This window comes from Akkermansia sp. JRP_AM1, assembly GCF_049262625.1.
Lineage (GTDB): Bacteria > Verrucomicrobiota > Verrucomicrobiia > Verrucomicrobiales > Akkermansiaceae > Akkermansia > Akkermansia massiliensis.
Window position 1 is genome coordinate 1061139 of record NZ_CP118234.1, and the last position, 14376, is coordinate 1075514.

Annotated in this window: 12 protein-coding genes; 9 read left to right on the forward strand and 3 right to left on the reverse strand. The window is 49.0% G+C overall.

The genetic code is table 11. The annotated features are described in order from the left end of the window. The first annotated feature begins 41 nt into the window (after window positions 1–41). From PVA48_RS04990 to PVA48_RS05010, 5 genes are all read left to right on the forward strand, one after another. Window positions 42–3869 carry an RHS repeat domain-containing protein gene (locus tag PVA48_RS04990; RefSeq protein WP_423232337.1) on the forward strand — a complete coding sequence of 1276 codons (3828 nt, stop codon included), beginning with the start codon at window positions 42–44 and terminating at the stop codon, window positions 3867–3869. A gap of 13 nt (window positions 3870–3882) precedes the next feature. Then, window positions 3883–4323, forward strand: coding sequence for a hypothetical protein (locus PVA48_RS04995; protein WP_146019163.1), 441 nt, complete (start codon window positions 3883–3885; stop codon window positions 4321–4323). 304 nt (window positions 4324–4627) lie between these two features. Next, the gene (locus tag PVA48_RS05000) at window positions 4628–5698 is read left to right on the forward strand and encodes an RHS repeat domain-containing protein (protein WP_205575925.1); all 1071 of its coding nucleotides are present in this window, start codon (window positions 4628–4630) and stop codon (window positions 5696–5698) included. Window positions 5699–5913: 215 nt separating this feature from the next. Beyond that, entirely contained in the window at window positions 5914–6375 is a 462-nt protein-coding gene (locus PVA48_RS05005) for a hypothetical protein (RefSeq protein WP_146021141.1), read from the forward strand. Further along, a complete protein-coding gene (locus PVA48_RS05010; RefSeq protein ID WP_102722263.1) occupies window positions 6356–7183 on the forward strand; it encodes a hypothetical protein in 828 nt (275 codons plus the stop codon). The genes PVA48_RS05005 and PVA48_RS05010 overlap by 20 nt, the downstream gene beginning before the upstream one ends. 102 nt (window positions 7184–7285) lie before the next feature. Here the strand turns inward: PVA48_RS05010 and PVA48_RS05015 are convergent, their stop codons facing one another. Next, a complete protein-coding gene (locus tag PVA48_RS05015; protein WP_102722262.1) occupies window positions 7286–7531 on the reverse strand; it encodes an alpha-isopropylmalate synthase regulatory domain-containing protein in 246 nt (81 codons plus the stop codon). 104 nt (window positions 7532–7635) lie between these two features. Between PVA48_RS05015 and PVA48_RS05020 the strand changes: the two genes are divergently transcribed. From PVA48_RS05020 to PVA48_RS05030, 3 genes are all read left to right on the forward strand, one after another. Continuing rightward, window positions 7636–9753: an RHS repeat domain-containing protein gene (locus tag PVA48_RS05020; RefSeq protein ID WP_423232338.1), complete on the forward strand. Its 2118-nt coding sequence runs from the start codon at window positions 7636–7638 to the stop codon at window positions 9751–9753. A 104-nt stretch (window positions 9754–9857) separates the two neighbouring features. After that, the gene (locus PVA48_RS05025) at window positions 9858–10073 is read left to right on the forward strand and encodes a hypothetical protein (protein WP_423232339.1); all 216 of its coding nucleotides are present in this window, start codon (window positions 9858–9860) and stop codon (window positions 10071–10073) included. Window positions 10074–10291: 218 nt separating this feature from the next. Further along, window positions 10292–10978 (forward strand): hypothetical protein, encoded by a 687-nt coding sequence (locus PVA48_RS05030; RefSeq protein WP_423232340.1) that lies wholly within the window; start codon window positions 10292–10294, stop codon window positions 10976–10978. Window positions 10979–11248: 270 nt separating this feature from the next. Here PVA48_RS05030 and PVA48_RS05035 read toward each other — a convergent pair whose 3' ends face one another. Further along, a complete protein-coding gene (locus PVA48_RS05035) occupies window positions 11249–11977 on the reverse strand; it encodes a cob(I)yrinic acid a,c-diamide adenosyltransferase (RefSeq protein WP_423232341.1) in 729 nt (242 codons plus the stop codon). A gap of 244 nt (window positions 11978–12221) precedes the next feature. On the opposite strand from PVA48_RS05035, the gene PVA48_RS05040 reads away from it, so the two are divergent. Beyond that, complete coding sequence (locus tag PVA48_RS05040) at window positions 12222–13454, forward strand: MFS transporter (protein WP_102722237.1); 1233 nt, start codon at window positions 12222–12224, stop codon at window positions 13452–13454. 11 nt (window positions 13455–13465) lie between these two features. Here PVA48_RS05040 and PVA48_RS05045 read toward each other — a convergent pair whose 3' ends face one another. Next, on the reverse strand, window positions 13466–14302 hold the full coding sequence (locus tag PVA48_RS05045; RefSeq protein WP_423232493.1) for a LysR family transcriptional regulator: 837 nt from the start codon (window positions 14300–14302) through the stop codon (window positions 13466–13468). Window positions 14303–14376: the final 74 nt, after the last annotated feature.

The window sequence follows — 14376 nt, forward strand, 5'->3', positions numbered from 1 at the left end:
CGCTTCTCAAACGCACTTACACCTATGAAGACAGCCCGCAGGTGAACCGCACCACGGTCACGGAAACCGCCCTGGGTTCCGACCAGGTTCATACGAGTGTAGAAGAGACTTATGGGGAAGGAGCCGAATATCCCTACGCCCGGGGCAGGCAAAAGATGAGCCAGAGTATTGACGGGGTGCAAACCGTTTATACTTACGAAGCCGCCGCGGAATACGGGGCTCTCCACAAGGTGACGGAGACTGTGCAGGCTAATGGAAGTATCGTTCCCGGACAAAGTACCCGGAACATAGAATACATTGCTGAAAACGGCGCCACCACCAGGAAAGAACAATACGTTCACACCGGAGAAGGCTGGTCGCTGATTGCCTCGGAGGACTATGAATATGATGACGAGCAGAGGCTCGTCAAGACGACGAGGGGCAACGGCAGAACCAGTACGACGGAATGGATGTGCTGTGGGCCGTTGAGGGAAACCGATGAAGACGGCATCACCACCAGCTATGGGTACAACTCGGCCAAGCAGCTGGTGGAAACCATCCGCTCGGCTACCGAGACTACGCCAGAAACGATTAATTCCTACAGCTATGATGCGGCGGGAAGGACGATTGCCACGCGCCGCGACATAGGGGCCATGACGACGATGCAAAGTACAGAGTACGATGATCTGGGACGGGTCGTTTCCTCCACGGACTTGCTGGGACGCATCACACGAACCGAGTACAGCCACGATCAGCTTACGACAACCGTCACCAACCCAGCAGGCGCTACGCTGGTCACCCAAAAGTACTATGATGGCGTTGTCCTGTTTCAGGGTGGCACGGGGCAGCGTGAGATGGAGACCCGGCTGGAACTGACCGAAGAAGGCATCCTGACCACGACCTTGTCCAGGGGAGTCGTGCTGTCGCGGAGGCTGGAAAACGGTTTTGGCCAAATCATCCGGCAGGAACAGCCCAATACCAAGGGAGGGATCATCGTTACTAGAAATAATTACAATGACAAAGGACTGCTTGTGCGTTCCCAGACAGAGGATCTTGCTCCCATGGTCACAGTCTACAATGAGCTGGGACAAGCCGTAAGACGAATTGTTCTATTGGACACTCTGCATCCGGAGGATACTTCAAAAAACAGGATATCGGAAACCTCATCCTGCTTCCGGGTTCGAGAAGACGGCGTCTACCAGGTGCAGACTTCCACGACCTATAATGCCGACGGCCTCCCCCTCATTCAAACCACGGAGAATATGGTTTCCGAACTCAGTCCTGTATTGGAAAGCAAGACCATTTCGACGGACGTCTACAGTCAGCAGAGCGTAAAATGGACGGAGTATACTGCTCCAACCAAGCGCACCCAGTTCAGCCGGATTCCAACTTCGGAGATCACAGCTGAATCAGTCATCGTAGATGGATTTACAACAAACCAGACTGATCACGCCGGAATCCGTTCCTCACAACAGTTCTGCTGTACCTCTACACGGATGATTCTGGAAAAAACCGATGGTCGCGGCAATGTCGCTACTACAGAAACTGACCTTGCCGGACGTACTGTCAAAGTCACCGATCCTGCAGGCAACGTGACCACCACCAGCTACTTGTCCTGCTGTGACGCCGTGGCTTGCATCACCGATGCTTTGGGAGGCACGACCTACTACTCCTATGATATCCGCGGCAGAAAGACGACCGAGTACGGCACCGCCGTCCAGCCGGCCTGTTTTTCCTATGACGAAGCCGACCGCATGGTGGCCCTGACTACCTTCCGTGCAAACGAAGGCGACATCACCACCGATCCTTCCGGCCGAACCGACGGAGACACCACCACCTGGCTCTACGATCCAGCCACCGATCTGGAACTGAAAAAAACCTATGCCGACGGCTCCTGCGTTCTCAGAACCTACGACCAGTTCAACCGTCCGGAAACCGTCACCAAGGCCAGAGGCATTGTCACGACGTACGCCTATGCTCCATTGACAGGAGAACTTGTCTCCGTCTCCCACAATGACGATACTCCGGGATGGGAGTTCTCCTACAACCACATCGGACAAATGACCTACGTCCGGGACGCCTCTGGATTAAGGGAATTTTCTTATGATGCCTATGGAAGAACGCAACAGGACACTTCCTTTGGAACCGTGGAAAGCTCTCTTCAGGAAGAATACGATGCCTTGGGACGTTCTGAAGGTTACCGCCTGATGCTTGGAACCCGTACCGTGCAGCACTCCCATCTTGACTATGACTCCAAAGGCGGCATGATTGGGATAAATCTGGAAGGCATCGCTTCTCCCTTTACCTGGGAGTACAATCCAACCAGCGGCTTCCTCAATTACCTCAACTACCCCAACGGCATGGTCCGCTGCAATACCTACCATCCCACACTGAACCTTGTAACCGCCATCGGTTACAAGAAAGGAGTAAATGGTGAATCAGCGGGCCGCCATGAATACGACTACGACGCTCTGATACGCCCTGTCCAACGCCGGGACTCCTGGGATGGAACCACTCCTGCAACCACCAGAAACTTCACCTGCAACAGCCGCAGCGAGCTGGTCGAAGACCGGATCAGCCAGGGAGGAAGCTTCAGCTACCAATACGACAACATCGGCAACCGCAAGACCGCTCGTGAACTGGAAGAGGAAGTTTCCTACGATGCCAACGGCCTTAACCAGTACGTGGATATTGCCGGGGGAGAAGAACATTTTAACCCCGTCTACGACGCCGACGGCAACCAGGCCACGATCAGGACCTCAACGGGCATCTGGGAAGTATCCTACGATGCCAATGACCGCCCCATCGTCTTCACCAGCCAGGATGGCAGAACGTCCATTACCTGCGGCTACGACTACCGGGGACGGCGCTTTGAGAAGAAAGTTTTTGTCAATGGAGCAATCGCCAGTCATTTCTGGTTCCTGTACCGGGACTATCTGCAGGTAGCCCAACTGGATTTGAGGCATCCTGAACCTGTGCTTGTAAAGAGTTATTTGTGGGATCCGACGGAATCCATGGCCACGCGCATCCTGATGATGACATGCTGGCAAGAGAACGGAATGAAAGTAAAAGGGCATCTCTACTTCATGCACGATGTCATGAAGAATGTTACTTCCATCTTTGATGGACAACACACGAGAAGAGCTCGCTACGAGTACGCGCCTTTTGGTAGCCTGCTCACCACAGAAGGAGACATGGCGCAGGAAAACAAGTTCCGCTTCTCCTGCGAGTTCTCGGACGACGAACTAGGGCTGGTTTACTACAACTACCGCCACCTCAATCCCGCAGACGGCAGGTGGACCAATCGCGATCCTATCGTCGAACAGGGTGGATGGAATTTGTATGGGTTTATAAAAAATCATATTCAGAAAAATGTTGATTTTTTAGGAATGGTGAGCTCCTCTCCTTTAAATCCAGCTTTTACTCCTCCTCCCATACCAGATAGAGTTGGCCAGAGCAGAGGCATTAAACTTTCGTATTTTGCTTGTAAAAGAAAGTTAGATAAATTAGGAGATAAAGCTATTAAGGCACTTTTAGCAGGAAAAGTTACACATGTTCCTTCAGATTTTAAACCGAATTCAGAATGTGAAGAATCCTGCCAATGCATCCGTAGTTTAATTATTATTATGCATGGGGAAGAACCCTGGATTAGAAAAAATGATACAAATGTAAGGGCGCATTGGGGAGAAAGGTTCTTAACTGAAAATGCAAATAAGACAGAAATATCCGACATGTTTAAAAAAATTAATTTTTGTTCATCTTGCAAACTTGAAATACGAGCATGTTATTTGGGCTCATCTCCGTATTTAAAAAAACGGCTTGAACAAAATACAGGATGTGAAGTTACTTTATACGAAGATCAAGTTAAAGCATTTTTTCCATTTCTTTAATTTAAATTTAAAAATGAAAAAATTAATAAGAATTTTTATTTTTGTCATCGCTGGGTTAATTATCCTTACTTGTATTAATTATGGATACACAGCATGGAGTATCCATCATTGGAAAAATGTACTAGAACAATCAAGCTTTGAGCAATTAAAAAATGAATATGCAAAATACTATTACCAAGTTGAAGGACCACCTGCAGAACAGTTGCTCATCTACCAACAAAAACAATTACTACCCAATATTTTCTATCATGATCTAATTGTCATGAAAAGCAGCATCTCCGGCATAAAAATATATACCGGCTCTAGACTTAAATCTACTTCACGTGGCACCATGAAGGAAAAATTAAAACTCTACCAGGAAGACGGATTTAAAGAAGGAGAAAATGTTTCTTCCGTTGGTGAAGTATTCTCCTCCAGCCTTAAACTGGCAGGATTTAAAGAATACGGGCATTAAAATTATTTGATAAAATTTTTACTTTTGAGTTTATAAAAACAGAAACTGATATAATTTATCAGCATTTAGCGTGCTATCTGACCTGCTCCCTCTTGTAAAGCTTGTATGTGACAGGGCCCGAGGATTCAATGAGCACGCGGCATTGCGACAATATATGCCTATGCATCCCTTATCGGAGAACTCGTCTTTGTCTCTCACAATGACGATACGACGGATGGGAGTTTACCTACAACCATCTGGGGCAGATGACCTCCGTCAGGGACGCTTTGATATCAGGGAATTCTCCTATGACGCTTGCGGCAACATGACCCAGGACGCTTCCTTTGGGCTGGGCCATAGCAATATCTATCATCCCAGGCTCAACCTCGTAACCGCCATCGGTTACAGGAAGGGAGCGGATGGAGAATCGGCGGCCAGCCATGAATACGGTTACGACGCTTTGATGCGTCCCGTTCAACGCCGGGACTCCTGGGATGGAACCACTCCTGCAACCACCAGAAACTTCACCTGCAACAGCCGCAGCGAGCTGGTCGAAGACCGGATCAGCCAGGGAGGAAGCTTCAGCTACCAATACGACAACATCGGCAACCGCAAGACCGCTCGTGAACTGGAAGAGGAAGTTTCCTACGATGCCAACGACCTTAACCAGTACGTGGATATTGCCGGGGGAGAAGAACATTTTAAACCCGTCTACGACGCCGACGGCAACCAGGCCACGATCAGGACCTCAACGGGCATCTGGGAAGTATCCTACGACGCCAATGACCGCCCCATCGTCTTCACCAGCCAGGATGGCCGGACTGCCATCAACTGCGGCTACGACTACCGGGGACGGCGCTTTGAGAAGAAAGTTTTTGTCAATGGAGCAATCGCCAGTCATTCCTGGTTCCTGTACCGGGACTATCTGCAGGTAGCCCAACTGGATTTGAGGCATCCTGAACCTGTGCTTGTAAAGAGTTATTTGTGGGATCCGACGGAATCCATGGCCACACGCATCCTGATGATGACATGCTGGCAAGAGAACGGAATGAAAGTAAAAGGGCATCTCTACTTCATGCACGATGTCATGAAGAATGTTACTTCCATCTTTGATGGACAACACACGAGAAGAGCTCGCTACGAGTACGCGCCTTTTGGTAGCCTTCTCACCACAGAAGGAGACATGGCGCAGGAAAACAAGTTCCGCTTCTCCTGCGAGTTCTCGGACGACGAACTAGGGCTGGTTTACTACAACTACCGCCACCTCAATCCCGCAGACGGCAGGTGGACCAATCGCGATCCTATCGTCGAACAGGGTGGATGGAATTTGTATGGATTCCTTGATAATAGAGTAATAAACTGTATAGATATATTGGGAAAAAATTATTTATTGTAACATCTTTTCATAATGATGAAACACAATTAATAACATTTACTAAAGATAGAGAAAATATAGTAAAAGAATCAAGTAAAATAGAAAAAAATTTACAATTCTATAAAACTCATCTAACCACACAAATAAAAAAGAAAAGAATTTATTTTAATGGGGATATTTATGAAGGAGATGTTAACGCTTTAATAAATTATTTTAATGACGATTCAAAAACTTCTTTGAATAATCAAATATCTCCGGAGGAGGCTTTTAAAGCAGCAACAGAAGCTTCTCAACAGAATAAACCTGATGCATTACAATTTGCCGTAATGATTTCACACGGAAAGGGAGAAACAAGAGCTCCAATTTTTGCGGGACAAAATGGAGTAACAATACATCCCTTAATGGAAAAAATTCTAGCGAATAAAAATATTAAAACGATTGCTTGTTTTCATGAAACAGGACATATAAAATCCGTTTATATTTTGTCTCCACTTAGGAGAATATTCAGAGTAAAGACAGGGAATAAAGAATGTAATTTTATTCATTTTTTTACTTCTGATATTACAATTCTTAGAACATCAACGGGACACCATGAACTCAAAACATTAAATCCGAATATGATCAAAATGAATAAATCAAGAGAAGAGATTCTCGAAGAGTGGAAAAAGAAAGAAAAAAATGAAAAAGATATTTGCTAACTGTTTCCGTATTTTCATTTATTGCATACTTATGGGATTACTACCACTTCAGTCGCTCCATGCCAGTGTCGATTTATTCCATATGCCGTCTCCGAATAACAAGACGGTATTGGTGAAAATCAATCCGGAGGCAGTCAGTTGCATCTGCAGCTACCGGCAGTTAGTGGGATGGTGTGAAGAGGAACGGAGCTTTGACTTGGACTCCCAGCTTTGGGGATTGAGTTTTATACTTGGCTGCGGGGAGGAATGTATACAGGCCTACAACCGCAATACGATGCCTCCCCCTCTATTATGGATGATGTTGAGACAGCCTCTTTGCCGTGATTATTTATGGATGGTCACGAGAAATCAACTGCCGGTCGTACAAAAGGAATGGAAATACCTATCTATGTTCCCGGAATGGCCCTGCTCCCGCGGATGGCTTCCGGTTTTAATCATTCCATTCAACCAGGAACTCATTTTCCACAATGGCCGGCAACAGCCTGTAAGCCTGGGAAGCCGCCCTTATTTATGCGTGGTTGTCCAGGGAATCGCCCAGTTGGGCGAATACACCAAAAGGGACCAACATGGAAGGGACAAACGGTACGGCATTTTTTCAACCGTCAACTGGACATTGATGTACGACGTTGAAAACCATTGTTATGCCAATGAATCTCCAGGTACCGTTCAAGTATTTCACTTTAAACCTAAAAGCCATCCCCTGACCACGAAACAGGCTCCCCATATACTTCATTACCATTGTCCCACAATCCCTCCCTTTGATCTTCCGGAAAACATGCCAACACCGGATGAAGTAAAATTTAAATGAATTTTACCTGGAGCACGCCTTCTCTTCCTGGCGGAAGCCGCCTTGCGCTTCAGAGAGAATATAACGATCGTCAAGAGGTCAGTTCTTCAGGGGCGCCGTTTATCAGCATTCCGCGCGCCATCTGGCCTGCTCCGTCTTGTAGAGCTTGCACGTGACGGCGTCCGCCAGAACTTCTAGACTGGCCTCAATGATGCTGTAGGAAACGCCCACCGTGGTCCAAGAAGCGACGCCGTCCGAAGATTCAATGAGAACGCGGACATTGGAGCCGGTGCCGTTTTCTTCCGCCGCGTCCGGAATGTTCGTCCGGGTGGGAGAGAGCACGCGCACCTTGTAGTCGATCAGGTACATTTGCTCCAGTTCCGGGCACTAGCGCGTCAGGGAGCGGCAGAAAGATAGCCGAGTACGGCACCGCCATTCAGCCCGCATGCTTCGCCTACGATGAAGCCGACCATATGGTTACCTTGACTACCTTCAGGGCAGATGAGGGAGACATTACCTCTGATCCTTCCAACCCAACCGACGGAGATACCACCACGGGGCTCTATGACGAAGCCACGGGATTGAAAGTGAAAAAGACCTATGCCGACGGCTCCTCCACAATCAAGACTTACGATAAATTTAACCGTCTGGAGACGCTGACCAAAGCCAGAGGAATCGTCACTACCTACGCCTATGCTCCTCTCACCGGAGAACTTGTCTCCGTCTCCCACAGTGACGATACGCCAGGATGGAAGTTCACCTACAACCACATCGGACAAATGACCTACGTCCGGGACGCCTCCGGCATCAGGGAATGCTCCTACGATGTTTACGGCAACATGATTCAGGACACTTCCTTTGGAACCGTGGAAAGCTCTCTTCAGGAAGAATACGATCCCTTTGGCCGTTCGGCCGGCTGCCGCCTGATGCTTGGAACCCGTACCGTGCAGCACTCCTATCTTGACTACGACTCCAAAGGTGACATCATCGGGATGAATCTGGAAGGTTTGGCATCTTCCTTTACCTGGGAATACAATCCAACCAGCGGCTTCCTCAACCATCTCACCTACCCCAACGGCATGGTCCGCTGCAATACCTACCATCCCAGGCTCAACCTCGTAACCGCCATCGGTTACAGGAAGGGAGCAAATGGTGAATCAGCGGGCCGCCATGAGTACGATTATGACGCCCTGGGGCGTCCCATCCAGCGCCGGGACTCCTGGGATGTCGCCACACCTGCAACCACCAGAAACTTCACCCACAACAGCCGCAGCGAGCTGGTCGAAGACCGGATCAGCCGGGGAAGAAGCTTTATCTATTCCTACGACAACATCGGCAACCGCAAAACAGTCCGGGAACTGGAAGAGGAAGTATCCTACGATGCCAACTGTCTTAACCAGTACGCGGAGATTGCCGGGAGAGAAGAACATTTTACCCCCGTCTACGACGCCGACGGCAACCAGACCCGCATCAGGACCTCGACAGGTATCTGGGAAATCAGTTACGACGCCAACGACCGCCCCATCGTCTTCACCAGCCAGGATGGCAGAACAACCATCACCTGCGGCTACGACTACCGAGGAAGGCGCTTCGAGAAGAAGGCCACCGTCAATGGGGCAGTATCCAGCCATTGCTGGTTCCTGTACCGGGACTATTTGCAGGTAGCCGAGCTGGATTTGACGCATCCCGAACCTTTGCTGGTAAAGAGCTACCTGTGGGACCCGACGGAACCCATGGCAACGCGCATCCTGATGATGACATGCTGGCAGGAGAACGGAATGAAAGTAAAAGAGCATCTCTACTTCATGTACGATGCCTTGAAGAATGTCACTTCCATCTTCGACGGTCAGCAGAAACAACAAGCCCGCTACGAGTATGCTCCCTTCGGAAGTCCTATCACGGAAGAAGGGGATATGGCCCGGGAGAACAAGTTCAGGTTTTCCTGCGAGTTCTCGGATGACGAACTGGGACTTGTCTACTATAATTATCGGCACCTCAATCCAGCAGACGGCAGGTGGATTAACAGAGATCCCATTCAGGAACAGAGTGAGTGGAATTTGTATGGGTTTGTAAAAAACGTGCCCTCATATTTCATAGACCTTTTAGGTAATAGCCCTTATCAAGGATGGGCATTAAATGGATTACAATTACACCCAAGTGCTTATGAAACAGTAGAATATGAGATTAGTATAACCTACCATGCCTTATGTCAAAATGCTACTTGGTGGGATAGAAGAATTAACGATTTATTAGCAAACAAAACAACAAAATCGCCATCTGATTTTAATCCTAACTCTGAATGTCTGTCATGTCAATGTATTAAAAAATTGACTGTTATTATGCATGGGAGTTCTAGTGGTTCTTATCCTAGAGTTTTTGCTTATTGGGGTGATAGAAGACTCCAAGAAAGTAAAAAATCAACTTTAATATCTAATATGTTTAAAAATATTAAATTTTGCTCAGAATGTACTCTCGAATTGAGAAGTTGCCATCTGGGAGAATCTCCTATTCTAAAAGCACGTTTAGAAGCTAATACAAAATGTAAAGTTCTTCTTTACACAGGAAAAGTTAATGCATTTTTTCCATTTTAATTTTTATGAAAAAAATAATAAAATACGTATCCCTCATTATCTTATCTATTTTTACAATATATATCATTAATTTTATCTATATTTTTTTTCATATAAAGCATGGATTGAATAATTTAGAAAGCGAAACATATATTAAAAATCTGGAAATCATTTCATATAAACCAAGCAATGGAATTGATGATAATTTTTATATTTATGAAAAGGAAAGCCTCATTCCAACATTTATTCCGCAAGATATTATCCTCATCAAAAGAAAAGGTGATAAGGTCCAAATATGGTATGGGGGGCGTTTGTCCAAATTCCCCAATGGTTTCAAATAAATATTGATGCAGCATATGAAGAGAAAAAATGTCATCCATCCACGGACATTAGTTCATATATAGAAAACACATTGTCCCGAGAGGGATTTCTTAAATTAAATTAAAACAATGAATTTTCATATTTATTAAGGGAACTAGCTTAAGCTACTTGATGCTAAGAAAAACCATTGGGAACCTAAAATTATCGACAGTGATAATTACCCCATGCCCCCCTTGCCATGAATCCAATCAAATTCCTCCTTATTCCCGTGGCCTTGTTTTTATGGCTGGGATGTTTCATTGTGGCCGAAGATACCGCACTACCTGATAAGTGGACAACCTTTGGTGAAGGCGAAGAACGGGAACGTTTTTCTAACTGCTTTGTCATTAGTTACCCAGACAGCTTTATCATTGATCCTGCCAGTGGAATTTCGTTTAGTCCCACTATAGGGAGAGATGCTCCTATTCCGGAAGAAAACTTGCATACCCTTATATTACACAATGAAAAAAAATCATTAGAAGTCAGGGCTTCAACCTACGGGTTTTTAACTAAGGAGTTTTATGTCCCGCGTGGTTTTGAGTCTCCAAGGGAAGTCATACTGACTGACTTTTTCAGGAATGCATTGACTACCAAAATTATCAGAACACAGTATTACGATTTGTTCTACAGTGAAACAGACAAGGAAGTATTCGCACTTTACCTGAATCGAATTAAAGGCTGGAATGCAAATTACCAAACACTTCTGTTTTTGTTTAAAAATGGTACCACATTTAAAAATCATGCGAAAATGGTGGAGAAAATTATGAAAAATTTGTTCCAAGTTTCGCACGTCAAGATTAGTTCGTATGATATCGAAAAGTCATTTGCCCTTATAAATAGAAAAGAGAAGAGCAAAAGTGTGCCTTACGTTATTCGGATTTCCTAACTATCATTTTGCCTTTTAAATAATAATGTAATATATAGCACCGAAAGTGGATTTTAATTTAATTGTTTTCTATAATTTTTAATTGATCAATTAACATATAATATACGCCAATTTCGATAATTCCAGAAGAAATATCCTAATATAGAAGAATATTATATTAAGCATAAATTATTTCTAGAGACATATTTTGAATAAAGCTCCCTGAAATTTAAATCTTTGAATCATTGATTTAAAAAATAGATTGTTCTCTTTCTCTAATCTATGCCTGCATCAATGGCAAAGGGAATACATCAATGATGATTTATATGATTCAATTGTTCCACATAAAAACCTGTTGACTTTTCCATTACCAGAATGAGAGAATTCTCCCAGTACAGAGACATTAGAAACGGAATGAGACTTCAAGTCTCCCAGGCCACAAGCTGTGAGAGGTGTATTATTCCTGATTTCTCTCTTTTTCTTTACGTCCAGAGCCTCAAAGCGGGCCAGAACCCAGCAAAGATCGGAAAGGCGGTTCAGGAAGAGGGCCGTGTTCACGTTGCTCAAGGCATTGTCCAGCCTCAGTGCCACTACCCGGCGTTCCGCGCGGCGGCAGACGGACCGGGCCAGGTCCAGATAGGCGGAACCCAGTGACCCCTCCTTGCCGGGGCGCGCCCACCCCTTGAAGCGGATGTCGCATTCCTTCTCCAGCAGATGGGCCTGTTCCTCCAGCCATGCTACGTCCTCCGCCGTAATGCGGGCATAACCCTTGGCGTCATACTTGGGCAAATCCTCCTCCAGCGTAGCCAGTTCCCCCATGGCCCCCACCAGGCGCGCCTGAACGCCGTCCAGCATTTCCACCGTCCGGGGGCTTACTCCGGAATGGCGCACTACGCCAATCAGGGAATTCAATTCATCCACCGTTCCGTAAGCTTCAATGCGCGGGGCCGTCTTGGGGCTCCGTTTGCCGAACATCAGGTCCGTTTCTCCGCTGTCTCCACGCTTGGTGATCACGCTCATACCCTGTACCCTACCATGCCTGCGCGGCCCTGCACGCAAAAAAGAAGGCATCCCACCTCGCCAACGGCGCAAATTCGATGTTCCGGACAGCCGTCCATCCGCTGGCCCTGTTCCCAGTACCCAATCACCCGGGGATTTTGTCCATTGTGGTTAAAATATCTTGTGCCATTCCTTTCCAGGGCAGGAACTGCGCCATGACACGTCAACCGTTTGAAACTTTTTCCGATGGCTGTACAACCCCTGCATGACCCGGACCAGAGATGAATTGGCAGCGGAAACCGCACCGCCCGTCAAAGTGCCTCTCTGGACGCGGGGCTACGTCCTGGCCTGCTGCGCCAACCTGATGATGGGGCTGGCCTTCTTCGAACTGGTGCCCGTTCTCCCGCTGTACCTGACGGGGCAGTTGCAGGTTTCCTCCGGCTGGCTGGGCTGGATCATGTCCATTTACGTGCTGGCCGCCATCATTTCCCGCCCCTGGTTCGCGCACCGGGTGGATACCGGGGACCGCAAGAAGATTTACATCACGGTTTATATCCTGCTGGCCCTGTCCTTTTCAGGGTATGCCGTGGCCGCCACCGCCCTGGCGTTTTTCCTGACGCGCTTCGTGCAGGGCTTGATCTGGGGCGGCATGACCACCTCCGGTCCGACGATGGCCGTGGATATCATCCCCCCTTCCCGCCGCGGGGAGGGCCTGGGCTTTTTCGGCATGACGATGACGCTGGGCATGTGCCTGGGACCCGTCATCGGCCTCCAGGTATACCAGCAGTACGGTTTTTACGTGATTACGTGGAGCTCCCTGGTCCTGTGCCTGGCTGGGGCGGGCATCGCCTCCCTCATCCGCGCCCCCAGGCGCCCCGTTCAGGAGTCCGTGCATGAAACGCCCAAAAAGGTGCTGGACCGCCTGGTGCTGCGCGTGGGCATTCCACTGGCGGTGAATGTGATGATCGCCTCTTTCTCCTACGGCGTTGTGGCCGTGTATTCCGCCCTGTACGGGAAAATGTACGGTTTCAAGTATGCCGGGCTGTTTTATGCGCTGATGGGGCTGGGCATGCTGGTCTCCCGGTTCATGGTGGGCCGGCAGATCGACCGCGGGCGCGTGGCGGAACTTTCCGTCATCTCGCTGGGCATCCTGACTGTCAGCTTCGGCGCGCTGGCGTTTGCGCCGCTGGAATGGGTCTATTATACCTCCGCCATCCTCATCGGCTTCGGCTTCGGCATCTTCATCCCCACCTTCCAGACCATGAAGCTGAACATGGCGGACCGCGGCCACCGGGGCGCCGTCAATTCCACGTTTTTCACGGCTTTTGACATCGGGGTGGGCACGGGCATGTTTTTCGGGGGCAAGATTTACGCTTACCTGAACCTGAACTGGGCCTTCGGCGCAGGCGCGCTACTGAATCTGCTGGCGATCGTGTACTTCTACCGCATTTCCCTGGACCACTACCGGAAGAACAAGCTTGGCGTGGATTCGGATTGATTTCTCTTCTGCTATTCCCGTTCCGGAGCGGAAAAAACGTCAATCACGCGCCGGGCGGAAGGCCTCACGCGCAGCAGGCGGGGATTCCAGGCCAGGGAAATACTGCGGGACAGCCTGTCCAGCGCAGGATGGGTGACCTTGACGAATCCCCCGCCCAGCTCCGCCTCCGCCATGCAGGGGAGAACCGCCATGAACGCCCCGCTTTTCAGCATGCGCGCCGCAAAGGGAAAGGACTGCGTTTCACACTGCACCCGCAGCCTGATGCCGAATTCCGCGCAATTCCGTTTCAGCGAGGCATGGAAGCCGGAACCGCTCCCCAGCGTAGCCAGGGGGAACATGCCCAGCAGGCGTGAAAAATCCTCCTCCCTTCCCCGCACCTTTTTTCCGGCCAGGGCCGCGGGCACGTACAGCGCATAATCCATGGAGCAGATGGCCCGGCTTTCCAGCCCTTCCGCCGCCAGCGCGCTGGTGCGCACGATGCCGAAGTCCACATCCATGTTCTGAAGCTTGAGGGGAATTTCACTGTTGCGGATGTTCTCCAGTGCAAAGAGCCACGGCAGGCCGCGCTGCTGGATGTCCGCAAGCACGGGAGCAACCACCCACGCGTGGAGGCTGTCTCCGGCGCCGATGGTGAACCGGTAGGGCAGGTTCCGGCTCCGGCTTTTGAAATCGTCCAGCAGGCACAGGCTTTCGCTGGCCAGGCGCACCAGTTCCCATCCGGACCTGGTAAGCGCCAGCACTTTCCCGCGGCGGGCCGCCAGCTCCACGCCGAAGAATTCCTCCAGTTCCTTGATCTGGCGGGAATACAGGCTTTGCCGTGCGCTGTCCCCGCGCGCGGCGGCGGCAATGCTCCCGCCTTGGCCACTTCTATCAGGGTTTTCAGGCGGTCCAGGGACAGCCCCCGTTCTGCGAAAAGGTGCTC